At 55.5% G+C, this 25,762-nt stretch carries 24 protein-coding genes; 9 read left to right on the top strand and 15 right to left on the bottom strand.

The annotated features are described in order from the left end of the window. The first annotated feature begins 31 nt into the window (after positions 1-31). Positions 32-1,645 carry a tetratricopeptide repeat protein gene (locus ACYSMN_RS14800; RefSeq protein ID WP_488924676.1) on the top strand — a complete coding sequence of 538 codons (1,614 nt, stop codon included), beginning with the start codon at positions 32-34 and terminating at the stop codon, positions 1,643-1,645. Between the two features lie 68 nt (positions 1,646-1,713). On the opposite strand, the gene ACYSMN_RS14795 is transcribed toward ACYSMN_RS14800, so the two are convergent. The 14 genes from ACYSMN_RS14795 to ACYSMN_RS14730 all read right to left on the bottom strand — a co-directional run bounded on the left by ACYSMN_RS14795 (position 1,714) and on the right by ACYSMN_RS14730 (position 15,478). Then, a complete protein-coding gene (locus ACYSMN_RS14795) occupies positions 1,714-2,787 on the bottom strand; it encodes an RluA family pseudouridine synthase (protein ID WP_488924675.1) in 1,074 nt (357 codons plus the stop codon). Positions 2,788-2,887: 100 nt separating this feature from the next. Continuing rightward, complete coding sequence (locus ACYSMN_RS14790) at positions 2,888-3,562, bottom strand: OmpH/Skp family outer membrane protein (protein ID WP_488924674.1); 675 nt, start codon at positions 3,560-3,562, stop codon at positions 2,888-2,890. 36 nt (positions 3,563-3,598) lie between these two features. Continuing rightward, on the bottom strand, positions 3,599-4,273 hold the full coding sequence (locus ACYSMN_RS14785; protein WP_488924673.1) for an OmpH/Skp family outer membrane protein: 675 nt from the start codon (positions 4,271-4,273) through the stop codon (positions 3,599-3,601). Between the two features lie 36 nt (positions 4,274-4,309). Next, positions 4,310-6,832, bottom strand: a complete 2,523-nt coding sequence (bamA, locus tag ACYSMN_RS14780; protein WP_488924672.1) for an outer membrane protein assembly factor BamA — start codon at positions 6,830-6,832, stop codon at positions 4,310-4,312. Between the two features lie 14 nt (positions 6,833-6,846). After that, on the bottom strand, positions 6,847-7,593 hold the full coding sequence (uppS, locus tag ACYSMN_RS14775; protein ID WP_488924671.1) for an undecaprenyl pyrophosphate synthase: 747 nt from the start codon (positions 7,591-7,593) through the stop codon (positions 6,847-6,849). Positions 7,594-7,661: 68 nt separating this feature from the next. Continuing rightward, positions 7,662-8,426 (bottom strand): type IX secretion system protein PorG, encoded by a 765-nt coding sequence (gene porG / locus ACYSMN_RS14770; protein WP_488924670.1) that lies wholly within the window; start codon positions 8,424-8,426, stop codon positions 7,662-7,664. 38 nt (positions 8,427-8,464) lie between these two features. Continuing rightward, positions 8,465-9,337 carry a DUF6089 family protein gene (locus tag ACYSMN_RS14765; protein WP_488924669.1) on the bottom strand — a complete coding sequence of 291 codons (873 nt, stop codon included), beginning with the start codon at positions 9,335-9,337 and terminating at the stop codon, positions 8,465-8,467. 131 nt (positions 9,338-9,468) lie between these two features. After that, the gene (locus ACYSMN_RS14760; protein WP_488924668.1) at positions 9,469-10,362 is read right to left on the bottom strand and encodes an NAD kinase; all 894 of its coding nucleotides are present in this window, start codon (positions 10,360-10,362) and stop codon (positions 9,469-9,471) included. 36 nt (positions 10,363-10,398) lie between these two features. Continuing rightward, complete coding sequence (locus ACYSMN_RS14755) at positions 10,399-11,739, bottom strand: POTRA domain-containing protein (protein WP_488924667.1); 1,341 nt, start codon at positions 11,737-11,739, stop codon at positions 10,399-10,401. Between the two features lie 164 nt (positions 11,740-11,903). Further along, on the bottom strand, positions 11,904-12,590 hold the full coding sequence (locus tag ACYSMN_RS14750; RefSeq protein ID WP_488924666.1) for a CBS domain-containing protein: 687 nt from the start codon (positions 12,588-12,590) through the stop codon (positions 11,904-11,906). A gap of 188 nt (positions 12,591-12,778) precedes the next feature. Next, the gene (locus ACYSMN_RS14745; protein WP_488924750.1) at positions 12,779-13,555 is read right to left on the bottom strand and encodes an alpha/beta fold hydrolase; all 777 of its coding nucleotides are present in this window, start codon (positions 13,553-13,555) and stop codon (positions 12,779-12,781) included. Positions 13,556-13,559: 4 nt separating this feature from the next. Further along, positions 13,560-14,195, bottom strand: a complete 636-nt coding sequence (locus ACYSMN_RS14740; protein WP_488924665.1) for an anthranilate synthase component II — start codon at positions 14,193-14,195, stop codon at positions 13,560-13,562. An 83-nt stretch (positions 14,196-14,278) separates the two neighbouring features. Beyond that, entirely contained in the window at positions 14,279-14,800 is a 522-nt protein-coding gene (locus ACYSMN_RS14735; RefSeq protein WP_488924664.1) for a CvpA family protein, read from the bottom strand. A gap of 213 nt (positions 14,801-15,013) precedes the next feature. Beyond that, complete coding sequence (locus tag ACYSMN_RS14730) at positions 15,014-15,478, bottom strand: GatB/YqeY domain-containing protein (protein ID WP_488924663.1); 465 nt, start codon at positions 15,476-15,478, stop codon at positions 15,014-15,016. Between the two features lie 199 nt (positions 15,479-15,677). Between ACYSMN_RS14730 and ACYSMN_RS14725 the strand changes: the two genes are divergently transcribed. The 8 genes from ACYSMN_RS14725 to ACYSMN_RS14690 all read left to right on the top strand — a co-directional run bounded on the left by ACYSMN_RS14725 (position 15,678) and on the right by ACYSMN_RS14690 (position 23,556). Continuing rightward, a complete protein-coding gene (locus ACYSMN_RS14725; protein WP_488924662.1) occupies positions 15,678-16,391 on the top strand; it encodes a pyridoxine 5'-phosphate synthase in 714 nt (237 codons plus the stop codon). Between the two features lie 165 nt (positions 16,392-16,556). Then, positions 16,557-17,615: a tRNA 2-selenouridine(34) synthase MnmH gene (gene mnmH / locus ACYSMN_RS14720; protein ID WP_488924661.1), complete on the top strand. Its 1,059-nt coding sequence runs from the start codon at positions 16,557-16,559 to the stop codon at positions 17,613-17,615. Between the two features lie 144 nt (positions 17,616-17,759). Next, positions 17,760-18,149 carry a VOC family protein gene (locus ACYSMN_RS14715; RefSeq protein ID WP_488924660.1) on the top strand — a complete coding sequence of 130 codons (390 nt, stop codon included), beginning with the start codon at positions 17,760-17,762 and terminating at the stop codon, positions 18,147-18,149. A gap of 37 nt (positions 18,150-18,186) precedes the next feature. Next, complete coding sequence (selD, locus tag ACYSMN_RS14710; RefSeq protein WP_488924659.1) at positions 18,187-19,248, top strand: selenide, water dikinase SelD; 1,062 nt, start codon at positions 18,187-18,189, stop codon at positions 19,246-19,248. A 3-nt stretch (positions 19,249-19,251) separates the two neighbouring features. Next, on the top strand, positions 19,252-19,851 hold the full coding sequence (locus ACYSMN_RS14705) for a PH domain-containing protein (protein ID WP_488924658.1): 600 nt from the start codon (positions 19,252-19,254) through the stop codon (positions 19,849-19,851). Positions 19,852-20,030: 179 nt separating this feature from the next. Beyond that, complete coding sequence (locus ACYSMN_RS14700) at positions 20,031-21,962, top strand: ATP-binding protein (RefSeq protein WP_488924657.1); 1,932 nt, start codon at positions 20,031-20,033, stop codon at positions 21,960-21,962. A 56-nt stretch (positions 21,963-22,018) separates the two neighbouring features. After that, positions 22,019-22,795 (top strand): alpha/beta fold hydrolase, encoded by a 777-nt coding sequence (locus ACYSMN_RS14695; RefSeq protein ID WP_488924656.1) that lies wholly within the window; start codon positions 22,019-22,021, stop codon positions 22,793-22,795. A gap of 50 nt (positions 22,796-22,845) precedes the next feature. Beyond that, positions 22,846-23,556 (top strand): SAM-dependent methyltransferase, encoded by a 711-nt coding sequence (locus tag ACYSMN_RS14690; RefSeq protein ID WP_488924655.1) that lies wholly within the window; start codon positions 22,846-22,848, stop codon positions 23,554-23,556. 16 nt (positions 23,557-23,572) lie between these two features. Here the strand turns inward: ACYSMN_RS14690 and feoB are convergent, their stop codons facing one another. Continuing rightward, on the bottom strand, positions 23,573-25,759 hold the full coding sequence (gene feoB, locus ACYSMN_RS14685; protein ID WP_488924654.1) for a ferrous iron transport protein B: 2,187 nt from the start codon (positions 25,757-25,759) through the stop codon (positions 23,573-23,575). Between the last annotated feature and the right edge of the window lie 3 nt (positions 25,760-25,762).

Genomic DNA, 25,762 nt, shown 5'->3' with positions numbered 1-25,762 from the left:
AAACACACCATTTTTCACCAACCCAATGCTCATGAACTTCAAGCCCTGGAATATTTCGTTCCTCGTTGCCTTGTCAGTTTCCGGCTCTGCCGCTTTTGCCCAGCAGACACCTCAGAAATCTATTGAACTAGAGCGCTACAGCGAAGCTCGCGCGGCGCTGCTCCGCCAAGGCCAATCGCCAGAAGCTTCGTTTGAATTAGGCCGTCTGTACCAGATGCGCGATATGCCCGATTCGGCGGCTTATTATTTCAACCGTATCAGCCTCGATCCGAAGAACCCGATGACGATGGTGGCGGCTGGCCGTGCTGCTTTGGCACAGGGCAAAGCCACCGAGGCGCAGGTGCAGTTCGATAACGCCGTAAAAGCCAGCAAGAGCAAAGACCCGAAGGTGTACACGATGATTGCTCAGGCGTATGGCGAGTCGGATTTGAAGGACGCTTCGAAAGGCCTCACGTACGTAGATGCCGCGCACAAACTGAACAAGAACAAGGACGACGCTGCCTTGATGGTTGCTCGTGGCGACATTTATGCTAAAGCCGAAAGCGGCGGTGGCGAGGCGATGAACAGCTACGAGCGTGCAGCTCTGGCTGATCCGAACAGCGCCCTAGCTAATTTCCGCAAAGGCGAACTGAACGTTCGTTCGCGCAACTACAACGATGCCCGGACTTCTTTCGAGAAGGCCATCAGCCTCGACGCAAACTACGCTCCTGCCTATAACGCTCTGGCGGAAACGTATTTCTACGCCGGCAAGTACGACGAGGCCTTAGCAACGTTCCAGAAATACCTGAGCGTAGCCGAAAAATCGCCCGGAACCGATGCTAAATATGCTTCCTTCCTGTTCCTGACTAAGAAGTACCCGGAGGCTCTGGCAGAAGTGGAAAAGGTGTTGGCTCGTGACCCGAAGAACGTTACGATGAACCGCCTGAAGGCTTATTCCTTGTTCGAAACCGGCAAGAATGCGGAGGCGCTGACTACCATGGAGACTTACATGAAGCTGGTGCCCGCCGACAAGCTCATTACCGAAGACTACGTGTACTACGGCAAGATGCTAGCCAAAGCCGGCCGCGGCGACGAAGGCACAGCAGCTATTCAAAAAGCCATTGCCGCTGACCCCAAGAAAGCGGGCGAGCTGCAAAATGAGCTAGCGCAGAGCTATATGCTCGCTAAAAACTATCCGGCTGCTATCAAAGCCTACCAAGCTAAGATGAAGGCTGATGGCACGCCCGAACTGACGGACCAGATTCGTTTGGCAGTGGCGTACGGCGGCAACAAGCAGTATGACAAAGCCGATAGCCTGTACAACGCGGTACTGGTAGCTCGTCCTACCTACGTACCCGGCTATCTGATGCGTGCCAAAGCCAACTATTACATGGACCCAGACTCCAAGCAAGGTTTGGCCAAGCCGTATTACGAGAAGTACATTGAGTTGGCCAAAGCTGATCCGGCGAAGTACAAGGAAGGTTTAGTAGAAGCGAACAGCTACCTGGGTTTTTACTACTACCAGAAGGGCGAAAAAGCTACAGCAGCTCCTTACTACAAGGAAGTGCTGGCCCTCGACCCGAATAACGAAAGCGCCAATTCGGTGCTCAATTCGATGAAAGCTCCTTCTAAAGCGGCGCCTAAGGCTGCCCCAAAGAAGAAATAATTTGGATTGCTCATCAATAAAAATGCCCACTGCTGTAGCAGTGGGCATTTTTATTGATAGCCTCGTTCTTAAGCTGCGTACTGCTCCCAATGAGCTAGCACGGCAGTAAAGTCGGGCGGTAATTCAGCTTCGAAGTGCAAATGCTCCCCGGTGTTTGGATGCACAAACCCTAATGATTTGGCGTGTAGTGCCTGCCGAGGAATCAGCTCAAAAGCCTTTTCCACGAAAGCCTTGTAGGTTCCGGTACGCTGGCCATACAGCACTTTGTCGCCGCCATACGTAGCATCGGAAAACAAAGGATGACCGATGTGCTTCATGTGCACCCGAATTTGGTGCGTGCGGCCGGTTTCGAGGTTGCACTGGAGTAACGCCACATAGCCAAAAGTGCGCAATACCTTATAGTGCGTTACGGCATGTTTGCCTTGGTCACCCTCGGGATATACGGCCTGCACTTTCCGGTCTTTCAGGCTGCGGCCTATGTTGCTGCGAATAGTGCCTTGCGGCTCTTTTGGTATACCCCACACTAGCGCCAGGTAAGTACGCTCGATGGTATGATGAAAAAATTGCTGCGACAGATGCGTCATTGCCCATTCCGTCTTGCCAATCACCAGCAGCCCCGACGTGTCTTTGTCGATGCGATGCACAAGGCCCGGGCGAATTTCACCATTGCGTCCGGTAGGCAAGTTATTAAGATGGTAAGCTAAGCCATTGACTAAGGTGCCTTGCCAGTTTCCGAAAGCCGGATGCACCACCATACCAGCCGGCTTGTTCACGAGCAGCAGCGCTTCGTCCTCGTAGCGAATATCGAGGTCCATAGGCTCCGGTACCACTTTAAACTCCCGAGGCGGCTCCGGCAGCGTAATAGTGATAACGTCGCCGGGCTTCACGCGGTAGTTCGACTTGGCGGCCCGTTCATTTACCTGCACAGCTTCCGCCTTTATGGCGTTCTGGATTTTAGTGCGTGAGGCGTTGGGCAGCCGGTTCAGCAGGAACTTGTCGAGGCGCAGCAGTTCCTGGCCCCGGTCGGCCCGAATACGGTGGTGCTCATACAACTCGTCACCTTCCTCTACATCGCCTTCCTCACGTTGGGGCAGATTATTGGGGAAAGGTGGTTTTTCGTCGTGTGGGTCAGGGAAGGCCATGCAGTAGAGAGTCCTGTGGCCACGAAGGGCCTGCTTATAAACAAGGAAGCCGGAGCACTAAGCTCCGGCTTCACTAGCCGATAAATGAAGCCACAAAGGCTTATTTTTTCGTTTTCGTCTTCGTCTTGCCAGCCGTTGTAGCAGCGGGTGCCGGTGTTGTGGCTGGGGTGGTAGCTTTTGGGGCGGCATTGGCCGCGCCAGGAGTTACGCCCATCTTCTTCAACACCAGGTCTGAAATGTCGCCATCCTTCGGGCCGTGTAGGAGCACGGGGCTAGCGCCATCCGAGTTTAGCACATAGGTGTAGCCATTTTCGTTGGCTACCTGGTCAATCGTCTTTTGCAGCTTGTCCAGGGCCGGCTTCAGCAGGGTTTGCTGCTTCTGCTGGAGGCTCTGGTCGGCGCTACGCTGAAATTCCTGGATGGACTGCTGCATGTTGGTCAGCTCCTTCTCCTTGTCGGCGCGCACTACATCCGTCATCGTCGAAGACCCTTTTTGATAGGCTTCGGCTTTGGTTTGATACTCCTGGTATTTGCTTTTCAGCTGGTTTTCCAGCTGGGTGCTGAATGCTTTCAGGTCCGATTCAATCTGCTTGCTTTCGGGCATCTGGCTCAGCACGTATTCCACGCTGGTATAGCCGATTTTCAACGGGCCACTATTGCTAGTAGTCGGCGCCGCCGTGGCTGTCGTGGGAGCCTGCGCCAACGCAACCGTCGCCGAAGTGAAAGTGAGGGCGGCCGCAGCCAACGCAACGCGGAACATGTTCATGGTGGTCATCAAAAGGAAACGTCTGAGATGGTTTGAGTTACAAAGTTAGTTTTTTCGCCCGGCTGGGCGTGCGGTACGAGGAGCCGCCTTGTTGGCACTCTTCTCGTTATCTACCTCGGCTTCGTCGCCAGCCGGCGTTTTGGGCGTCGTTACGGTTTTAACGGCACCTTTCTGGCCGGGCTGGTTGCGCTCTGCCGAGGCAAGACCTAGCTCTTCCATTACGAACTCGGTGTAGTCGTGCACCGGGTTGGTGTAGAGCATGGTCAAGTCACCAGACTTATCGAACATGATAGCCAACTGCTTTTTCTTGGCCACTTTCTCAACGGCTTCGAACACTTGGTCCTGCACTGGCTTGGTTAGCTCCTGCCGTTTTTTGAATAGTTGGCCTTCGTAGCCGAAAATCTTGTTTTGATAGGTTTTGATGTCTTGCTCTTTCTTCAGGATTTCGTCCTGACGCTTTTTCTTCATCGGCTCCGTCAGCAGCACTTCCTCGGCCTGGTAAGTACGATACAACTTGTCGAGGTCTTTCTTCTGGCTCTCGATATCTTTCTGCCAGTTCTGCGACAACGTGTTCAATTCTGTCTGGGCCTGAGCGTAGGCGGGCATTTTGCTCATGATAAACTCGGAATCCACGTAGCCAAACTTTTGGGCGGAGGCTGTGGAACCCGTGGCTAGTAGGAGCACCAGCGCCGTAGCCAGTGCGGAGAGCAGTTTTTTCATAGGGTGCAAAAAGGTGAAGCTGGCCCGCCGCCGTGGTTAGCGTATCTGCTGGCCGATGATAAAGTGAAACTGATTGCGGTCCTGGGCACTCGTCGCGTTGGATCCGTTACGCGGAACGGTGTCGAATGCCCGACCATAATCAAACCCTAACAAACCAAATGCCGACATGAAAATTCGGGCCCCGAAACCAGCAGAACGATACAATTTATAGGGGTTGTATTCCGTGTAGGTATTGAATGCATTACCAGCCTCGGCGAAGCTTAGAACATAAACCGTAGCGGCTGGGTTCAGCGACACCGGATAGCGCATTTCCATCACAAATTTATTGTAGGCCACCCCACCACTCTGTCCCGATTGGGCCGTTGGCAGCGCATTCGGGTCGTTCGGGTCGGCATAGCCACGGAGGCCAATGTATTCGGTGCCCACTAGGAAGTTGCCACCACCACCAGCGGCCAGACCCGAACCACCGAGCTTAAATCGCTCAAATGGGCCGATATCGCGGGAGTTATTATAGGTGCCGATGTAGCCAAAGTGAGCCCGGGTGTTCAGCACCAGCTTGCCCACAATGGGTGTAAACCACGATGCGTCGAACATCCACTTGTGAAATTCCACCCACTCATTTACGTTAGGATGCGCCCCTGCAAAAGCGGAATACGGCGGAGTCAGGTTCACACTCAACGCCAGCGAAGAGCCCCGCCGCGTGTAAGTTGGGTTGTCGATGCTGTTGCGCGACAACGTCGTATTGAACGTGATGTTGTTGGCGTTGCCGTTGCTGAAATTCTGGAAGTAAGGATAGTTTTTCAGCTTGTACTGGCTTACGGACAGCGAGTTGCTAAGCGTGAAATAGTCATCAGGCCAGCGCAGGCGGCGGCCTAAGCTTATAGCCGCGCTGTTCACCTTAATTGATTGCTCAGAATTCGCGTCGAAGCTGGTGCCTACGCGCTGGATGCTCTTGTTCAGGCTGAAAGAGAAAGAGTTAGGCTTGCGGCCACCCAACCAGGGCTCAGTAAAGGAGATGGAGTACGCCTGATACTGAGTTCCGTTGGCTTGTACATTAAGCGACAAGCGCTGACCATCGCCAGCTGGCACGGGCGTCCAGTTGCGGAAGTCGCCGGCTTTGCGCAACGAGAAATTGTTAAACACCAAGCCTACCGTCCCAATAAAGCCCGCGTAACCACCCCAGCCACCCGACAGGGTAATCTGGTCGGATGGTTTCTCAACTACTGTGTAGTTGATATCCACAGTGCCGTCAGCTGCGTTAGGAACGGGATTGATGCCTACCTTTTCCGGGTCGAAGTACCCCAAGGTTGCTATTTCGCGCTGGGAGCGAATCAGCAATTCGCGGTTGAACTTGTCGCCGGGTAGAGTGCGCAGTTCGCGACGCAGTACGTGGTCTGAGGTCTTGGTGTTACCAGCAATGTTTATCTCCTTGATTCGCGCCTGCACGCCCTCCGTAATGCGCATCTCAATGTCAATTGAGTCGCCTTCCACTTTGGTTTCTACCGGATCGATAGAGAAGAACAGGTAACCATCGTTCATGTAGAGCGAAGTGATATCCTGCCCTGTGGGGTTGTAATTCAGGCGTTTGTCCAGCGTTTCTTTGCTGTACACGCTGCCTTCCTTGATACCTAGAACCGATGCGAGGGTCTTGTCGTCGTAGAGGTAGTTGCCTGCCCAGGTGATGTTGCGGAAATAGTACTTCGGTCCTTCATCCAGCCGAATACGCAAAGCTAGCGCATCGCCGGTGCGCACCAGGGTATCTGACACGATAACGGCGTCACGGTATCCCTGGCCGTTGTAGAACTCGATTAGCTTCTTCTTATCCTCCTCAAATTCGGTGCGCTGAAACTTGCCCGAGTTTAGAAGCTTTGGAAACTTCTTCTCTTTCGTCTTCTTGAGCTTACCCTTCAGCTTGCTGTCTTTAAAGGCCTCATTGCCTTCGAAAGCAATGTCGCGAACTTTAATCTTGCCGCCTTTCTCGACGTTGATCTTCAGCACCACGCTATTCGACAGGCTCGAGTCCGGTACTTGGGTGATGTTCACCTTAGCATCGAGGAAGCCTTTGTTGGTGTAGAACTTGCGTACCTGCGTACGCGTGTTGCTTAGCAAGGCATCCGTCACCACCTTGCCCCGAATCAGCTTGATTTTCTTGGTCAGGTCTTCTCCCTGGCTTTTGCTGATGCCCGAAAACTCGAACTTCGACAGCCGGGGACGTTCCTTCAAGTTGAAATCTAAGAAAATACGATTGCCATCCGTGCGCGTAATAGATACGCTCACATCGCCCAAAATGCCCTGATCCCAGAGCTTGCGGATTGCCTTTCCTATTTCCTCACCGGGCACCGAGATAGGGTCGCCGATGCGAAGGCCGGTTAGGCCAATAAGTGTATTGGAATCAAGATAACGAGCTCCACTAATCGTGATGCCCCCTAGCTCGTAGCGCTTAGGTTCCTCCCCTGCTGCCGCTGGCGCATTCTGCGCTACGCCAGCCTCTGGGAGCCCAAGGCCAAGTGTAAGTACTACGGCCGCCACTCGGCCCACTGTATGCAAAGAGAAATTCATTCTGTGTCGGACCCTTACGAAACGGTTATCTGCTCACTCGTCTTCCCAAAGCGCCGTTCCCGACGCTGATATGCCCGAACGGCTTCTTCAAAATGAGCACGTCGAAAATCTGGCCACAGCAGATCTGTGATGTACAACTCTGTATAAGCCATTTGCCAAAGCAAAAAGTTACTAATGCGCTGTTCGCCACTCGTACGGATCAGCAACTCCGGGTCAGGAATGCCAGCAGTTGCCAGATACCCGGTGATAGTGTTTTCCTGCACATCTTCGGCTCGTAAGTGGCCTGCTGCTACATCGGCAGCCAAGCGCCGGGCGGCCTGCGTTAGGTCCCAACGGCCACTGTAGCTTAAAGCCAGTACCAGCGTCATGCGGGTTCCTGCTTTCGTTAGCTCTATGGCTTCAGCAAGTTCCCGTTGACAAGAAGCTGGCAGACTATCGGTTTGGCCAATAGCTTGCAACCGGATGCTGTTCTTGAGTAGCGTAGGTGTTTCCTGCCGAATAGTGTGGACCAATAGCTGCATCAAGGCCATTACCTCGTGCGCTGGCCTCGACCAGTTTTCGGTGGAAAAAGCGTACAGCGTCAGGTAACGTACTCCCATTTCGGCAGCGGCTTCCACCGTATCGCGCACGGCTGTAATGGCACTCTGATGCCCGAAGATGCGGAGGCCACCCTTCTGCTTGGCCCAGCGCCCGTTGCCGTCCATGATGACGGCAACGTGAGCAGGGATATTCTGCGGGTCTATTTCGGACCGGAAGGTCATTAGGACTTTTTGCGTAAAGAGGCTGCAAGTTACGCAAATGGTTGCATTCGCTCCCTTTGCAAGCGCTTCTAGCGCAATAGCTTCGGATTGTCTTTATACTGCGGTGGGCAGTTGATTTTGTAGAAAGTATAAGAGATGCTCAAGCCATTATAGAAGTACCAGTCCTGATCGTTGGGATTGCCAACTAAATCATTCTGTCCCTTATTTTTACCGTCTATATGATCTAGCTGGTCGCTAAAAACTTTCCGGGCTCCAATCTCTAGCCCCAGGTTCCAGCGACTGGAAACGGCGTACTTGAAGCCTATCCCTGCTGGTATGGCCAGGCCTATCATGCTGCCCTTCTGGTTGAGCGATGGTAGTGCGGAGTTGTTTGTCTCGGTCGTAGTATTAGCAAAAAACCCCGCCAGGCCCACAAATAGGTAAGGAGTAAAGTGCACCTTAGCCTTACGGTAGTGGTAGTCGAAGAAATTATACTCCAACACTGCCGAAGCCTCATACAAACTGCCCTTCATATTGGCTTGGCGAAAAGCTTGTAGCGGTGGAGTTCTGCCATCCGAGTCTTTCACGTTACCGTCATCAGCCCGCAGCAGCCCAGCAGTAAAGGCTCCACGCAGCGTGATAGGCGCGGAAATGTCCTTCCGATAGAATGCAGTTAGAGCTGGTCGGTTGTTTTTGAATTGGTAGCCAGGCGAAAGCTCGCCTTTATAGGAAAGCCCACCTAGGCCTATTCCTATTTCGCTGGTGTACTGGGCGGCCGCTGATTGGGCAAAAAAAACACTCCCCGCCTGCACAGAGCAGACAAGGAGTGCTTTGAAGAGATTCGCTCGGGTCATTAGACTGACTGTAGATGATACCAGTCAGTATGAACTGACTAGCGGAATTTGGGGCTCTTAACTTTAGGAGCGAGGATGTAGTTTACAGTGAAACCGGCAGTTACATACCAGTCGTCTTCGCTGTCTTCACCGCGCTGAATACCAACTCCGTTGAAATTAGTGAACTCGCCCGCTGTACTAAGAACATTACCACCACCAAAATATTGTCCAGCACCTGGACTTAGTTGAGATCGATCAACATAAACTGTACTTACATCGTCGAGGTAGTCGCTAAATGTCTTCCGGAAAATTATCTCAAAGCCTATATCAAAGCTTTTGTTGATCTTGTAACGAGCACCTGCGCCAAACGGTATGGCTATACCCCCACGATTGTAGGCTACTCCCTCCGTCTTTAACGGCTGCAATTCTACAAAATTGCCATCTGTATACTTCCCTTTCGGATTACCTACATAACCAGCAACTCCAGCCAGCAAATAAGGTACAAGGTCAGGACGCTTAATGTATGTATTCCGGTTTGGAATTAGATCAAAAATACCTACCAGCGATAGTTCTGCCAAATTATTGCGGAAGTTCATATTGCGATTGAAGCGATACTTACCTTCTGAATCGTTCTCATCAGCAGCCTTAGCGTCATCACCTGTGATTTGGCCATAAGTGAGGCCCGCGCGGGCTGAAATACGCGGAGTGAAACGGTGGGTGAAGGTAGCACCAAAATTCCAACGGGTAGCACCAAAGCGCAAGCTGGGAATGCTAGGCTTAGGAGTGATGTCGCCGAAGTAGTTCATGGCTGTGAGGGTCACACCAACCGAATTGTACTGCTTTCGCTTGCTGAACTGCTGCGCGCTAGCGTCTGCGGCCACTAGCGACAGGGCCAGTACCAGCGCCAGAGTGTAAGTGAAGATCTGCTTCATATGGAGCAAGGGTTAGAAATATCAAAGGGGGTGATGAGAGAGTGAAACTGGCAAGAACACAAGTCGCAGTTAGCGACAAAAGTAGAAGATGTGGGGAACTTAAAAAACAAATAGCAGAAAAAGAATATCTGCTACACCGGGATTCCGGCCGAATTACGTCGGTCCAGACCCCAGTTTAGTTTACTGCGCAAGGTACTGAGGAAGTTAACATGGTTGAGTTTGACCAGGCGAACAGTGAAGTTTTCTCGGCGAACTGCAATTTGAATTCCCGCATCTACCGGCACTGAGCGTGAATCGAGGGAAAGAAGGAACTGATTGCTCCGGCCTTCTATCTCGAAGGAAATTACACTACGGTCCGACACAATTAAGGGACGTACGTTGAGGTTGTGCGGACATACGGGAGCGATAATAAAATTGTTTGTCTGGGGCAGCATTACTGGCCCGCCACAGCTCAAAGAATACCCCGTGGACCCAGTTGGGGTGGCTACTATCAGACCATCTGCCCAATAGGAGTTAAGGTATTCACCATCAATATAGGTGTGCACAACAATCATAGACGATGTATCGCGCTTCAGAATACTAAATTCATTCAGCCCGAAATTGATGCCATCAAATACTTCCGGGTCCGTGTCGACACGGATGAGGCTGCGCTCCTCAATTACAAAATGCCCTTTGAAAAGAGCATCCATCGCGTGGCTTATTTGATCTGGGGTAATGGTGGCCAGGAAACCAAGGCGGCCCGTGTGAATGCCGAGAATGGGCAGTTGGAGACTGCCGACGTAGGTAACTGTATCGAGCAAAGTGCCGTCGCCGCCGATGCTGAGGACGAACTGCACACCGCGCAGAGAATCGCCACGACGGAAGCTTTGAACGCCTTCGGGCAGCCGCAGTCGCTGGCTCAAGTGAGCGTGAAACTGCTCGACAATCATGATTTCGGTCTGCCGACCGCTCAGGTCGTCGAGTAGGCCTTGCACGAATGGCAGGCTTTCATCTTCGAAAGGCTTCCCGAAAATGGCAACTTTCATGAGTGAATCTTACTCCGCGCGTAACGGACAGTGAAATCAGATAGGAAATTCGGAGCGGAAGAAAAAGCCTCCCGTTCCCCGCAACGTCCGGCTATACTCCAGCGTGAACACTCGGTCGTAATAGGTTACGAGGTGCAGGCCAACACCAGCAGAAGCTAGCAACTGGCCCGGCAACCGATTGTTGGGACTAGCGGAGGACGCACTTACGTAGCCGGCATCGGCAAAGGTATTTAAATAGAGTACTAATGGGACGCTATTGATTTTAGGATCGGCGAGTCTGCGCACTTTGATGCGTCCGGCATCGAACAACCGGTAGCTTACTCCCTGTTTGGTAAGTGCATAATGACGGCCATCGATAACATAAGGATCATATCCGCGCACGAGTGCCTCATACCCTAAAGCCCGATTGTCGGCGTAGCTTAGCCGGTGGCTGAAGCGCAGTTGGGCTTGCCCGGCACCGCTATAATAGAAAGGTCCACCCAAGGCCAGATACTGCGCGTAACGACTGCGCAATAATAGCTGCGGCGGCGCACCTGGCGTGAAAAACCGTCGATGCACTACGCTGACTTGCGCATAGCGCCCCGTGAGTGGATAGGCAAACGTGTTACGCCGGTTGAGTACTGCTGACAAACCTATATCGATGTACTGCCGCTGGGTACGGCCCAAATAATAATCGGGATTAAGAAGGTTGACGGAATCCGAAATCTGCTCCTGGTGCAGACTTACATCCAATGCGGCAAGCTGCTGCACCGTACGACGCCAGCGCAAGCCAACTGTGACGTATTGCCGCTTAATAGGAGAGCCGCTTATGGGGCGAAACGTAACCAAACGATCTTCTGCCGTAGCATAGTCGAGAGCACGGGCGCGGTAGTAGGAAACGCCCGCCCCCACCCCTATCCGGCGGCGAGGCCCATAGCCAGGAGCTTCATAGAACAGCTCGTACTTCCGATTGAAGCCTAGCTGCAAGTTGCCGGCTAGCTCTTCGTTTCGACCCCGGAAATTTTTTCGGACGAGATGCAGACCGTAATCCACACGTCGCCACCGGTCGGGCCGGTCGGCCCAGGCTCGGAAATTGCGTTCGGCCAGCGAGAAGATGGGCACGGGGAAGGTGTACCAGCGTTCCTGCAAGCTAAAAAGCACGGTTAAGCTGCCATTGCGGCAGAAGGCTTGCACCAGCACTTGATGGAACAGCTGCAAATTGAACAAGCGCCGACGGTTGCTTTCGAGGCGCTTGCTTAGGACAGCAGTATTCAAAGTGTCGCCTTCGCGGAGATCTAACTCCGCACGCAGCACTCGCTCCTTGGTTTTTTCGTTGCCAGCAAACAGGATGGTGGCGATGCGGACCACTGGGTAGTCGGGACACTGAGCCAGGAGCAAACTATCGACGGTGGAGCGCCGGAGGGAATCTGGGGGGGTGACCGGTGAAGCGGCGCTCCATGCACTAGAGCTAGCTGCCAAACTTTTGAATGGGCAGGAAAAAGCCACCAGGAGCATCACTGAAACCAGCAGAAGCAAGAGCCTATTGCCCACTCTGGCGTGGCTTACAGGCTCAGGTATTTCAGCAATGCGTCGTAACGCTCCTGCTCGTCTTCGCCCAACTCACTAACGCCGCTAAATTGGGCTGTGATGGCGTAACCAAAACGCTCTAGCGTAGCAACTATTCTGGTCAGGCTCGGGGTATTCACTTTGATGGTGAGCCGAATACGATAAGGATCATGCTCGTCTTGCGCTACGTGGGCGCTCAGAATTTTAGCGTTGTTTTCCTCTACGTAGCGGCTGATGGTGGACAACGAGTAGTCGCGTTCCTCCATCGACAGCACCAGCACGGCACCTTGGCCGGCGGCAATTGGCGGTTGGCCAAAAGCGGCTAGCGTATCGCTCACCGTCACGACGCCCATGTATTCCCGCTCGTCGTTGAGTACGGGCACGAGCTGTACTTTATTCTGAATGGCTACTTCCATGATGCGGTAAAAATGCTGGTCGTGCTGCACGTGTACATCGGCGAAGCCGAGCGCCAAGCCAGACAGGAGCTTGCCATCATCTTGGGTTTGCTCGAAATCCAGCAAGTCAGATTCCGTGACTAAGCCCCGATAAAGACGGTCGTCGAGTACGGGGAGCTGACCAACGTGGAATTCCTCCAGCCATTTGGCCGCTTTCCCAACGGTATCCGACACCTTCAGGGGCGGAATCATCTGGTTGAGCAAGTCTTCGGCAATCATCGAATGCATCGGTGGAGGTAATGAATGGAGAGCGGCAACAATTGCCCGCCACTAGCACGTGCTAGGCTACGCGGGCTGAGAAGATACGAAAAGCGGGCAAAGTTGGCGTGTAGAAAGCAGATTTAGCGTAAAAAGGTTTCGAGCAACCATCGGGCCACAACCGTCAGGCTTAGCCTATACTCCGGCAGTAGAATGTTTTACGCCAGCTGGGCGGTTTCGGTGCGCACCAGAAACTGCTGAAGCAAAGCGTTGAACTCCTGGGGACGCTCCATCATGGGCGCGTGGCCGCAATGGTCGAGAAAGCGCAGCTCTGAGTTGCGAATAAGACGATTGAACTCGTGCGCTACTACGGGCGGCGTAATCGTGTCATTCAATCCCCAAACCAGCATCGTAGGCACCTTAATCTTGCTGAGCTCCTTCCCGAGATTATGGCGTTGGGCCGAGCGCGCAATGCTAATAATGCGCAAACATTTTGCATTGGAATTGGTGATGCTGAACACCTCATCCACCAACTCCTGCGTAGCTACGGCCGGATCGTAGAAGGTGTAGGCCACGCGTTCCTGCACGTAGGCGTAGTTGCCGCGCTTGGGGAAGGAGCCACCCATGCTATCCTCGAACAAGCCGCTGCTGCCCGTTAGTACCAGCCGAGCCACGCGGTTGGAGTTGCGCAAAGTGAATTCTAATCCTACGTGTCCGCCCAGAGAATTGCCTAGTACGGTGCTAGGCTCGTGCAGCGCAATGGCTTCCACGAAGCTCTCGACGTATTTTACCAGGCCCGGCACGCCAGCTTGCGTGAGCGGCATGTCGTAGATAGGCAGCAGGGGGATGATGACGCGGTGTGAGGAGCTGAACTCGGCCACTACATCTTGCCAGTTGCTCAGGGCGCCAAACAGGCCATGCAGCAGCAGCAGCACTGGGCCAGCGCCTTCATCCACGTACCGAAATTCATTGTGTTCTTTGATCTGCAATTCCATCGGCTCAGGACGGAGCCGCAAGGGTGGTAACCGGGCGGCCGTCTTCTACAATGATACAATACCGAACCCAATTGCGCAGCATGGCCAGCCCATGCGTGGTGAGCAGTGCCTCGGGGTGAAACTGAACGCCATAAAGCGGTAGAGTAGTATGGCGCAACGCCATGATTTCCCGGTCAGTGTCGGCGGTGTGGGCCAGGGCCCGAAGCGTGGGAGGTAGGTCTTTCACTATCAGCGAGTGATAGCGCGTGACGGGCAGTTGAGCCGGCAGGTCTTGGAACAGCAGATCGGGAGTAGCTACGGTCAGCTCGGTTACTTTCCCGTGCATCGGCCGGGCAGCTCGCGCCAAAGTGGCGCCAAAAAACTCACCTAACGCCTGATGGCCCAAGCACACGCCTAGCATCGGTACGCGCTGGTGCCAAGCCGCTACTATCTGCATCATATTGCCCGCCGCACTCGGGGTACCGGGCCCCGGCGACAACACCAACGCATCAAACGGCCGCTTCTCCAACTCTGCTGCTGGCACATCGTTGCGCACCACTTCCACCTCGCAGCCCAGCTGGCGGAAATAGTCGAGCAAGTTGTAGGTGAAAGAATCGAAATTGTCGAGCAGCAGCAGACGAATGGGTTTCAGAAGCTGCATTGTCAATGATTAGCGGGTTGTCTGTTCATGAGCATTAGCCCAAGCAACCGTTTAACAAATCAACCGAGTAATCATTCACCGCCTCAGAATACCTCCCGTAGCTTATCCAGCAAGGTGCTCGTGAAGGGCATCACGAAGCCAACAATTTCCAGCGCTACCGGCGTGGCCTGGTTTACGAGGGGCAACACCTGTGAATCGGCGACGAGAGTGGGGGATATCAGCTTTATACCGGCCATCCCTATTCCGTGCAGTAGCAAACTCAGCCCCAGCACCCACTTCAGTACGCCGGCCAAACCACCACCCAGATTGTCGAGGACGCCGAGCGGGGTGAGATGTACAGCGGTTTTGATGAAGCCACCTAGCAGATGCACGCCCCATACAATGGCCACGAACACCAGCAGAAACGACACGAACGGCAGCAGACCGAACGCCTCGCCCACATAGTGCCGTACCAACGGAATAGCATCATTGAGCAGCACCAGCCCGCCAATAGCTCCTAGCACAAATGCCAGCAAGGAGGCAACCTCCAGCACCAGTCCCCGCCGGAAGCCCTTTACGGCCCCGATCCCTAGTGGAATAAGCAGCAGAATATCGAAAGCGGACATTTCTTGATGTGCTGATTTTTTGATGTGCTAATGTGCTGATTCTTTGATGCGCTATTGGTGAGTGGCTCGGCAGTCTGAGAGTGAAGAACTACTTCACAAATCGACTGGTGATAGCGAGGCGCTGCTGGTGTCTGCATGGTCGAAGCTCAGGCTTCGGCCGCTGACGGGGAACAACAAGCAGCACATCAGCACATCAAGAAATCAGCCCATCAATCACACATTCGTGTTGTTCAGCAGGTTGCTGACGACTTGCGAGATGGCGCGGCCGTCGGCTTGGCCAGAGAGCTCGCGGGCGGCTACGCCCATTACTTTACCTAGGTCGGAGGGGCCGGTAGCGCCGACGCGCTGGATGATGTCGACGATACGTTCCACCAGATCGGCTTCGGAGAGCTGCTTGGGCAGATACTCTTCAATAATGGCCAACTCGCTCAGCTCCACTTCTTCGAGGTCGGAGCGGAACTGCTTCTGGTAGGTTTCAGCGGCTTCGCGGCGCTGTTTGGCTTGCTTGGTCAGCAGCTTGATTTCGGCTTCGGGTGTGAGGGCCGCGCCGTGTTGGCCCTCGGCAGTTTCGGCCAGCAAAATCTGCGACTTAATGCTGCGCAGGGTAGTAAGACGCACTTTGTCTTTGGCCAGCATGGCCTTCTTGATATCGGCGTCGATGGTTTCTTTTAGAGCCATAGGTAGGGGGAAATGAAGTGCAAGATTAGGCCTTTTAAGCCATAAGTTGACGGCAGACGTAGCAGCAATCTGCTCAACAGCCGTACAGGGCAAAGCCAAATTCAGACGTAGGCAGCATGGCGGCAACCGAAAATAGGGTACGTGGTTTGGGATGTATCTTTGAGCCTTGCCAGCTCACGCAGCCATTACCACCCCGAAAATGACCAAGCTTAGCGTAAACATAAATAAAATAGCCACCCTGCGGAATGCCCGCGGCCACAACCGTCCCGACTTGTTGCAAACGGCCCGCGACTGTGAGCGGTTTGGCGCGCAGGGCATCACGGTGCACCCGCGGCCCGATGAGCGCCATATTCGCTACCAGGACGTGCGCGACCTGAAAAGCGTGGTGACGACCGAGCTGAATGTAGAAGGCAACCCCACCCCCGACTTCCTGAACCTGGTGCGCGAAGTGCGGCCCACGCAAGTAACGCTGGTACCCGACGCCCCCGACGCCGTCACTTCCAACGCGGGTTGGGATACGGTGCGGCACCAGATCTTCCTGATCGGGGTGGTGCAGGAGCTGAAGTCGCTGGGCTGCCGCGTGAGCATCTTCCTCGATCCTAGCCTCGACATGGTGAAAGCCGCCGTAGCCACCGGCACCGACCGGATAGAGCTCTACACCGAAGACTACGCTCGCCAATACCACGAAAACGCCGAAGCTGCGCTAGCACCTTACCGCGCCGCCGCCGAGCTAGCCCAGCAGCTGGGGCTCGGCCTTAATGCCGGCCACGACTTGGACCTCGACAACTTAGCTTACCTCAAGCACAACTTACCGGGTCTGGCTGAAGTCAGTATTGGGCACGCGCTGATTTGTGATGCACTGTATTTGGGGCTCGAAAACACGATTCAGCTTTACCGGCGGCAACTGGCGTAATAATATAAGAACGAGGAATTAGGTCTGTCATCCCGCGCTTACGAAGAGCCTCATCTTTCGGGCGCGGGCAACGTTGTAAAGACTTACACTGCTGCCTGAGGGCTCTTGACTCCGCTTAAGACGACAAACTAATTTTCCATTCCTGCCGCCTTCTTTATCAACTTCATGCCCCGTCTTCCTCTCTCTGATTTCCTGCAGGGCCCGCCAAGCGCTCCTATCTTGGACGTGCGAGCTCCTGCGGAATACGCGCAAGGACACATTCCGGGGGCAGTGAGTTTCCCACTGTTTTCGGACGAGGAGCGGGCCCGCATCGGCACTACCTACAAGCAAATCAGCCAAGATAAAGCCGTACTGCTGGGGCTCGATTTTTTTGGGCCGAAGATGAGCCAGCTCGTGCAAAAAGCGCACAAGATGGCCCCAGGCAAAGCGGTGCGCCTGCACTGCTGGCGCGGCGGCATGCGGAGCGGCGCCGTGCAGTGGCTGCTAGAGCTGGCAGGCTTTCAAGTACATCTGCTGAATAAAGGCTACAAAGACTATCGGCATTTCGCCTTGGCGGAGTTTGCCCGGCCCCGCGCTTTGGTGGTGCTCGGGGGCCTCACGGGCTCGGGCAAAACCGACGTGCTGCACCAATTGGAACACCGCCAGCAGGCCGTGCTAGATTTGGAAGGGCTTGCTAATCATAAAGGCTCAGCCTTCGGCAATATTGGCTTGCCCGCGCAGCCGACGCAGGAGCAGTTCGAAAACGAGCTGGCCTGGCAACTGGCGGCTATTCCGCCTGAGACGTCGACCTGGATAGAGGACGAAAGCCGCACCATTGGTAGTGTGCACGTACCACCGCCGCTGTTTGCGCAAATGCGTACCGCGCCGCTACTGCTGCTCGATATTCCACGACCGGCGCGAGTGCGCAAGCTGGCCGGCGAGTACGGCAGCCAGGATGCCGGTGCTTTGGCTATGGCCATTCTGCGCATTCGTAAGCGGCTGGGCGGCCTGGTTACCAAAGACGCTTTGGCGGCTATTGCGGAGGATGACATGGAAAAAATGGTGAGCCTTGTACTCGACTACTACGACAAAACCTACGCCCACAGCCTCGGCAACCGCGCCATTGTCCGGGTGACTTCCGACACCTGCGACGCGGCCGTAAACGCGGACTTGGTGTTGCGGGCGGCACGGCAGGTGCAGTCGCCTCTCTCCTCTGCTTCGGATGCCTCCTCTCATGGTGCCTAAACTACGTGTTAGTTACTCACTCCACCGACTAGGTAATGCAGGTAGAAGGCCTGGCATAAAAACTCTAGACCTTCTACCCAACGAATTATACCTTTGGAGTATATCGATAAGGAGGGTCCGCTTGCTCTTCCAATACCTCTCCTCATGGTGCCTAAACTGCGCGTTGCCCGCCCGACCGACCAGCTACCGGCGCTGCTCCGTTTCTACCGCGACGGCCTGGAGTTGCTGGAATTAACTTCTTTTACGGCGCACAACGGTTTTGATGGTGTGATGCTAGGCCATCCACAGGCGCCGTATCACTTTGAATTCACGCATCAGCCGGGGCACTTGGTGGGACGGGCGCCAACCGCCGACCACCTGCTCGTGTTCTACTTACCCTTACCAGACGAGTGGCAGGCGGCGGTGCAACGCATGGCGGCGGCTGGCTTTGCGCCGGTACCTTCCTACAACCCGTATTGGGACCAGCTAGGCCTTACTTTCGAAGACCCCGATGGGTACCGAGTGGTGTTGCAGCGGGCCGAATGGAGTTTGTAGCCGCCTTATTTCCTCGTCGTTTTTCGTTTTTCCTCTGATGTTTACTGAAGCCGAAGCCAACACCGACCAAATTCGCCTCACGCAATACAGCCACGGCGCGGGTTGCGGCTGCAAAATCGCGCCCAAGGTGCTCGACCAGATTCTGCACACCAGCATTCCACAGCCCCATAATGACAAGCTGCTGGTCGGCAATTCCTCCCGCGACGACGCGGCAGTGTACGATATTGGCGGCGGCCAGGCCCTCATCAGCACCACCGACTTTTTTATGCCCATCGTCGATGACGCTTATGATTTCGGCCGTATTGCCTCGGCCAACGCCATCAGCGACGTGTACGCCATGGGTGGCCGACCAGTGATGGCCATTGCCGTGCTGGGCTGGCCCATCGATAAGCTGGCACCCGAAGTAGCACGCCGCGTCATTGAAGGCAGCCGCAGCATTTGCGCCGAGGCGGGCATTCCGCTAGCCGGCGGCCACAGCATCGACTCGCCGGAGCCGATTTTCGGGCTGGCCGTCACGGGCCTGCTCCACATCGAGCACCTCAAGCAAAACGACACGGCCACCGCCGGCTGCGAACTGTACCTAACCAAACCGCTCGGCGTCGGGATGCTGACGACGGCCCAGAAGCGCGGTATTCTACGGCCGGAGCACGAGCAATTAGCGCCCCAACAAATGATGCGCCTCAACAAGATCGGGGAAGATTTGGGCAAGCTCGCGGCGGTGCGCGCCATGACCGACGTAACCGGCTTCGGCCTGCTGGGTCACCTCTCCGAAGTGTGCGAAGGCAGCGGACTAACGGCCGAAATCGAGTTCAGCAAAGTGCCCCTGATTGCGGAAGCCGCGGAGTATTACGCTCAGAAATCTATTCCGGGTGGTACAGTGCGCAACTGGGATTCCTACGGTCATAAGATTGGCCCTATCACGGACGAGCAGCGGGCCTGGCTCTGCGACCCTCAAACTTCCGGCGGCCTGCTGGTGTGCGTGGAGCCAGCTGACCGAGCCGCCGTGCAGGCTGTTTTCGCGCAGCATGGCTTAGTGTTGGAGCTGTTTGGCGTACTGCGCGAACACCGGGCCGAGGAGCCCTGGATTCTGGTGCGCTAACCCGTGAAAACTCTTTCGCTGCTACGGCCTCTGTTGGAGTTTGGGGCCGCAGTTATGATATTGATTGTGGGGCTGCGGGTGCTTACGGCCTTGTTCGGCGGTAAGCGCCGCAGCTTCCGAATCTCATTTCAGCGGCAGATGGCGTTGCTGTTCTGGCCCCTACTCTGCCTAAGCGTTGGACTGCCCTTTCTGGCTTCCTTCCTGTTTGCGGGCGCGCTGTCGGGCTACGAATTGGTGCTGCTCCTGGCGTTTTCAGCGGTGGTGCTGGGCTTCGCGGCGCCGGCGCTGCTGCTCCATCTACATTACTATGTGAGAAACCAGGCCACAACGGTGGTCTTCGAGCCCAAGCAAAATGTGTTGGAAGTCTATGAAAACGGCCAGCAGATTCCGTTTGGCCGCTCTGATTTGGCGCGGGTTGAGTATGTGCGCTGCACCTCACGCCGTTTGTTCTGGAGCGACTACGAATATTTGCAGTTGCACTTGCTGAATGGACAGGTACTTACGCTCACATCGTTGCTGCTTAAGCTCAGACCAGTGGCCGAATTTCTACGGCATGCTAACCTGCACACGCATCAACGTTGGTTTTGCATAATCCGAACTTGACCTCTTTGCTATCCTTAAATTTCAAAACGGGACATACAGAGGCTTCCCACGCTGCATCCTCCCCTAAAATATTTTTATTTAGCTAAGTACAGCCGTAATTATTGTCCAGAATATACCGCGTTGCGCTGATTACCGTTGCGCAAAGGATATATTTGTCTGGTAGTATTTTGTATTGCATCGTGATACAGCGACTGTTGTTTTATGGCTTTTTGCTGTGTTGCGTTTACTCGCCGGGGCTTGCGCGAGCCACTGCTCCGCTCACCGACGACAACGTGCCCGCGTTGTTACGCCGGCTAGCCGTCCAGCCGTCCGATTCGAGCCGAGTACGCTTGCTGGCTGAACTTTGCTACGAGCTCCACGACAGCGATCCAAGCCAGGCGCTACGCTACGGTGAGCTAGCCGTGAGTCTGGCTGCTACCTTGCACGACCAGCCAGGCCAACTACGCAGCCTGCTGAGCCTGAGTAGCTGCTACGCCAACCTATCTGATGGCGCGCATGCTCTACGGCTGCAACAAAAGGCTCTGCGCCTGGCCCAGCGGCTGCACAACACCGATGGCATCGTGCGTGCCTACACTGGAATTGGAGGCGTGCACCACGAGCGCAACGACACCGTAAACGCCCTTCGAAATTACCAACGTGCTTTAGAGCTGGCATTCGCCAAAGATGTTCGAGTGCGGACTCAGGCTATGCTGTTCGGTAATCTGGGCAACCTGTATTCCTATCTACACAAGTATTCTCTGGCACTATTTTACACCCGCCGGGCCTTGCAGTTAGCCCGCGCTGCCCACGATAAGGCCGGCGAATCGTTGTATCTCGCCAATCTAGGGTTGATTTACTATCAGCAAGAACAGTTGGATCTGGCCGAAGGAATGCTCCGTCGGGCTATCACGCTGGTCGAGCCTCTGCACAAGTACCGCTACGAAGTGGGTCACTTGGAACTGCTAGCCGTGGTGCTGCTGGTGAAGGAAGATCTGGACGAGGCGGAAACCCTTACGCAGCGCGCCCTGCTCCTCTCCCGCCAGATCGACTATAAAGAGCGGGTGCTGGATGCCTACAGCATCCTCTCCGAAATCAACGTCGACCGTCAGAACTACCAAGAAGCTTTTGGCTGGCTTACGCGGTTTCGCAACCTGAACGACTCTTTAAACAGCCGTTCACGCTTGCAAACTATTGCGGCGCTGCAAACCCGGTACGAGACGCAGGAAAAAGAAAGCCAGATTCGGCTGCTCACCCAACGAGGCGAGTTGCAACAGCTTCGCAACCAAAAGCTTTGGGTGATTGTGGGCGTGTTGGTGCTCGGACTCGGGGGCATGGGCCTACTGTATGGGCAACTGAGACGCAGCCGCGTAGCCCTTACTGCCAACAACGCAGCCCTCCAGCAAGCCACCAGAGAACTGCGCGAACTGGCCGCTTCCAAAGACCGACTGTACGCCATTGTCGCGCACGATTTGCGCGGCCCGGTCACTTCATTTGTCGGCGTGACGGAATTGATTGAGTCTCATTTGCGGCAAGGCGACGAAGAAGGCTTGCGTCGCCTTCCGGCCTTGGTGCGCCAATCGGCCCAAAGCCTCAACAACTTGCTCGATAACCTCCTGAACTGGGCCGTGAGCCAGACCGGGGAGCTGGTAAGCCAGCCGGAGCCGCTATCTGTTAGTGAGCTGTTTGCTGAAATTGAGGAGCTCTACCGCACCACCGCGCAAGCCAAGCAAGTCCAACTCACGGCGCCGCGCCTGTCGCAGCTACACGTCTGGGCCGACCGTAACATGACGCGTACCATTCTGCGCAATTTGGTGGGCAATGCTTTTAAGTTCACGCCTACTGGCGGGCAAATTCATCTCGATGCCTATTCTACGCCCGACGGTAGCAGCGTGTGTCTCACCGTCGCGGACTCAGGCCGAGGCATGGCCGCCGACCAGGTCGACGCGTTGCTACTCGACAATCCGGCCCGGCCCGCTACTCCGGCCAACCTCAACGCTCGTTCTGGCACGGGGCTCGGGCTGCCACTCTGCCGGGCATTTACGGAGCGGCTACACGGCACGCTCACCCTCAAAAGTGCCCCTGGCCAGGGTACTACCGTGCAGGTTCGTCTGCCGGCCCTGCCAGCCGCCTGAGCCCGCGCGCATGTGGCGCCGACTACCGACCTTTGCTCGCTCTTTCCGCCTTTGCTATGCTACTCAACCACCGCGAACAAGGCCAAGGCCAACCCCTGGTCATTCTGCACGGACTTTTCGGCACTCTCGATAACTGGCAAACGCTGGCCCGCCGCTGGGTCGAAGCCAGCCACCGCGTGGTCAGCGTAGACCTGCGCAACCACGGCCGTTCGTTCCACACGCCCGAGCACAGCTACGAGCTCATGAGCCAAGACCTGCTGGAGCTGTTCGACAGCCTGCGACTAGGCCCCGAAACCACGCTACTGGGCCACAGCATGGGTGGCAAAGTAGCCATGCGCTTCGCCCTCGACCACCCCGACCGGCTGGCCCGCCTCATAGTGCTCGACATTGCCCCGCGCCTCTCCGACATGGCGCATCAAGACAACATCATCGAGGGCCTCAACGCGGTGAATCTGGCAGGTTTGGAAACCCGCCAGCAAGCCGATGACGCCTTGGCCCAGCACATCCCCCAGCCCACCGTGCGCCAGTTTTTGCTCAAAAATCTTTACCGCACCGAAGACAACTCGTTTGCGTGGCGGCAAAACCTAGCGGCCCTCACCGAGCACATGGCGGCCATCGGGGCTGAAATCACGGCCCCGCAACCGTTCCTGAAACCGGCGCTATTCATCCGGGGCGGTAAGTCCGATTATGTAAGCACCGAAGACAAACTCTACGGTATTCCGGCGCTGTTTCCTAACTCGCAGGTCGAAACTATTGTTGATGCTGGCCACTGGCTGCACGCCGAAGCGCCGGATGAGGTATTTAGGTTGGTAGAAGCCTTCGTCAAGAGCTGAGCACGGGCAATTAGCTGCCCTTTTTTCCATTTCTGCCTTTTCGTTTTCGCGTGAAACCTGGCGTCCTCTACCTCATCCCCACCATTCTGGCCGATGATACGGCTGGGCAGGTACTCCCAGCGCAAGTGCCGACGCAGGTGGCGGCGCTGTCGTACTTTCTGGTGGAAAATGCCCGCACTGCCCGCCGCTTCATCAAGAGCGTAGCCCCGCAGCACGTGATTGAAGAGCTGCGAATCAGCGTCATCGACAAAGACAGCACCCCCGCTCAAATTCAGGCGGCGTTGCAGCCGGTCTTGGCCGGCCAGGACGCCGGCGTAATTTCGGAAGCCGGTTGCCCCGGCATTGCCGACCCCGGTGCGGAATTGGCCCGGGCGGCGCACCAGCTAGGTATTCGAGTGGTAGCCCTGGTTGGGCCGAGCAGCTTACTGCTGGCTCTTATGGCATCGGGCATGAACGGACAAAGCTTCACTTTTCACGGGTATCTGCCCATTGAAAGAGCCCGACGGGCAGCGGCCATTAAGCAGTTGGAGCGGCTGGCCTTGGCGCAGCATCAAACCCAGTTATTTATCGAAACGCCCTATCGCAACATGCAGTTGCTGGAAGATTTGCTTGGTCAGCTCACGGGAAGCACCCGCCTGTGCATCGCCGCTAACCTTACGGCGCCCAACGAATACGTGCGCACCAACACCATAGCCGGCTGGAAAAAAACCGGCCTCCCCGACATCCACAAACAGCCCGCCGTCTTCTTGATTGGAGAGTAGCCGCGCTACGATGCCCCTATAGCACTTGGTAGATCAGCAGGGAAGACAGATAGGCCAGGCCCGTCATGTAGAAAAGCTGCAACAGGGGCCACATCCAACCTTTGGTTTCGCGGTAAGTGGTAGCTAGGGTGCTCATGCACTGCATGGCAAACACGTAGAACACCAGCAACGAAGCCGATCGGGCAGGCGTGAAAAACGGCTGGCCATTCAGGTCTTTTTCCGCGGCCAATTTCTGTTGCACCGTTAGTTCGTTGGCGTCCTGGCCCACGCTGTAAATGGTGCTCATGGTGCCCACAAACACTTCCCGCGCCGCAAAGGAAGTGAGGAGTGAAATCCCAATTTTCCAATCGAAGCCTAGCGGCCGGATGGCGGGTTCAATCAGGTGGCCGAAGTGGCCGGCATAGGAGTTTTCTAGTTTTTCGGAAGCAACGCGGCTCTCGGTTTCGGCAGGAGTCAGGCCGCGGGCTAAGGCTGTAGCACGCGCCCGGCTTTCGGCTTGTTCCAGGGCATCGGCGGGCCCGTAGGAAGCCAGCACCCACAAGATCACCGAAATAGCCACGATGACCTTGCCCGCCTGGAACACAAACGCCTTAACCTTCTCCAAGATGGTGAGGCCCACGTTTTTCCAGCGCGGCCAACGGTACACCGGAAACTCCATGATGAAGTAGCTCCGCTCTGTCGTGCGCATCAGCCGTTTCATCACCCACGCTGAACCCACTGCCGATACGAAGCCCAACAGATACAGCCCCATCAGCGCCACCCCGCGCAGGTTGAAAATGCCCAGCACCGGCTGGTCGGGCACTACCAAGCCAATAAGCACCGTGTACACCGGAATTCGAGCCGAGCAGCTCATCAGCGGCGTCACGAAAATGGTGATGAGTCGGTCTTTGCGGTTTTCGATGGTGCGCGCGCTCATGATGGCTGGCACGGCGCAAGCCATACCCGAAATCAGTGGCACCACGCTCTTACCGTTCAGCCCAAACTTGCGCATGATTCGGTCCATCATGAACGTGACGCGCGCCATATAGCCTGTTTCCTCCAGCACGGCAATGAAGGCAAATAGCAGGGCAATCTGCGGAATGAAGATCAGGACACCGCCGAGCCCGGCTAGTACGCCTTCCGTGAGCAAGTTTATAAGCGGACCGTGGAAGTTGGTTTGGATGAGGCCGTTGATCCACGCCACGCCCTCGTCAATCAGCTCCATGGGGTAGCTGGCCCAGGCAAAAACGGCTTGAAACAACAGAAATAGCACCGCCAGAAAAATCAGATAGCCCCACACCCGGTGCGTCAGCACTCGGTCGATGCGGTTGCTATAAGGTTCGGCCCGCTCCGTCCGTGTTACTGAAACGGTGTTCAGCAGTAGCTCATTGATGCGGTTGTAGCGGTTGATGGTTTCCTGCGCCTGCCGAGCCGTAGGCTCGAAGCCATACTGCGCCACCAGTTCGGCGATGTACGCCTTATCATCGGGCGTCAGGAAGCTGATGTGGCGGAACTGGTGCGCGTAATGCAGCGCTAGGTAATCGTTGTGCAGGTTGAAGTAGTAGCGGATCTGCCGAATCATGGGCAGCAACTCGGCTTCTGGCTCGTAAAACGATACCGCCGGCGCATCCAACTGTTGCGCCATTACAATTTTAAGCGCCGCTACCCCAATGCCCTTGCGGGCATTCATCGGGATGATGGGCACGCCCAACTCCTCTTGCAGCGCAGCTAAGTCAATACTGACGCCGTGTTGCTCGGCCACGTCCATCATGTTCAGGGCTAGTACAGCGGGCAGGCCCAGGTCGGCGAGCTGCGTAAACAGCAGCAGGTTGCGCCGCAAGTTGCTCGCATCGGCCGTTACCACCACGAAGTCGGGGTACTGGTTCGAGCCTTTATCGTAGAGCAAATCTGTGATAACCTTCTCATCGAGGCTCTTGGGGTAGAGCGAGTAGGTACCGGGCAAGTCGATGATTTCGGCGCGGTGCTGCGGGGTAAGCTGGCTCACTCCCGTTTTGCGGTCCACGGTTACGCCCGGAAAATTACCAACCTTCTGATTCAGCCCGGTCAGCTGGTTGAACAGGGACGTCTTACCAGAATTCGGATTGCCGATGAGCGCAATGCGCGTCAGAGTCTTCTGGACCGGCATTCCAATGGTAGCCGCTTCCAGCGCGGCCGCCGAAGCAGCCCTCCCAGTCGGGATGGTACGAATTCCGGCGCTACTCATGCG

This window comes from Hymenobacter sp. M1-2, from assembly GCF_057808495.1.
This window is presented reverse-complemented; position numbering and strand designations above follow the sequence as displayed.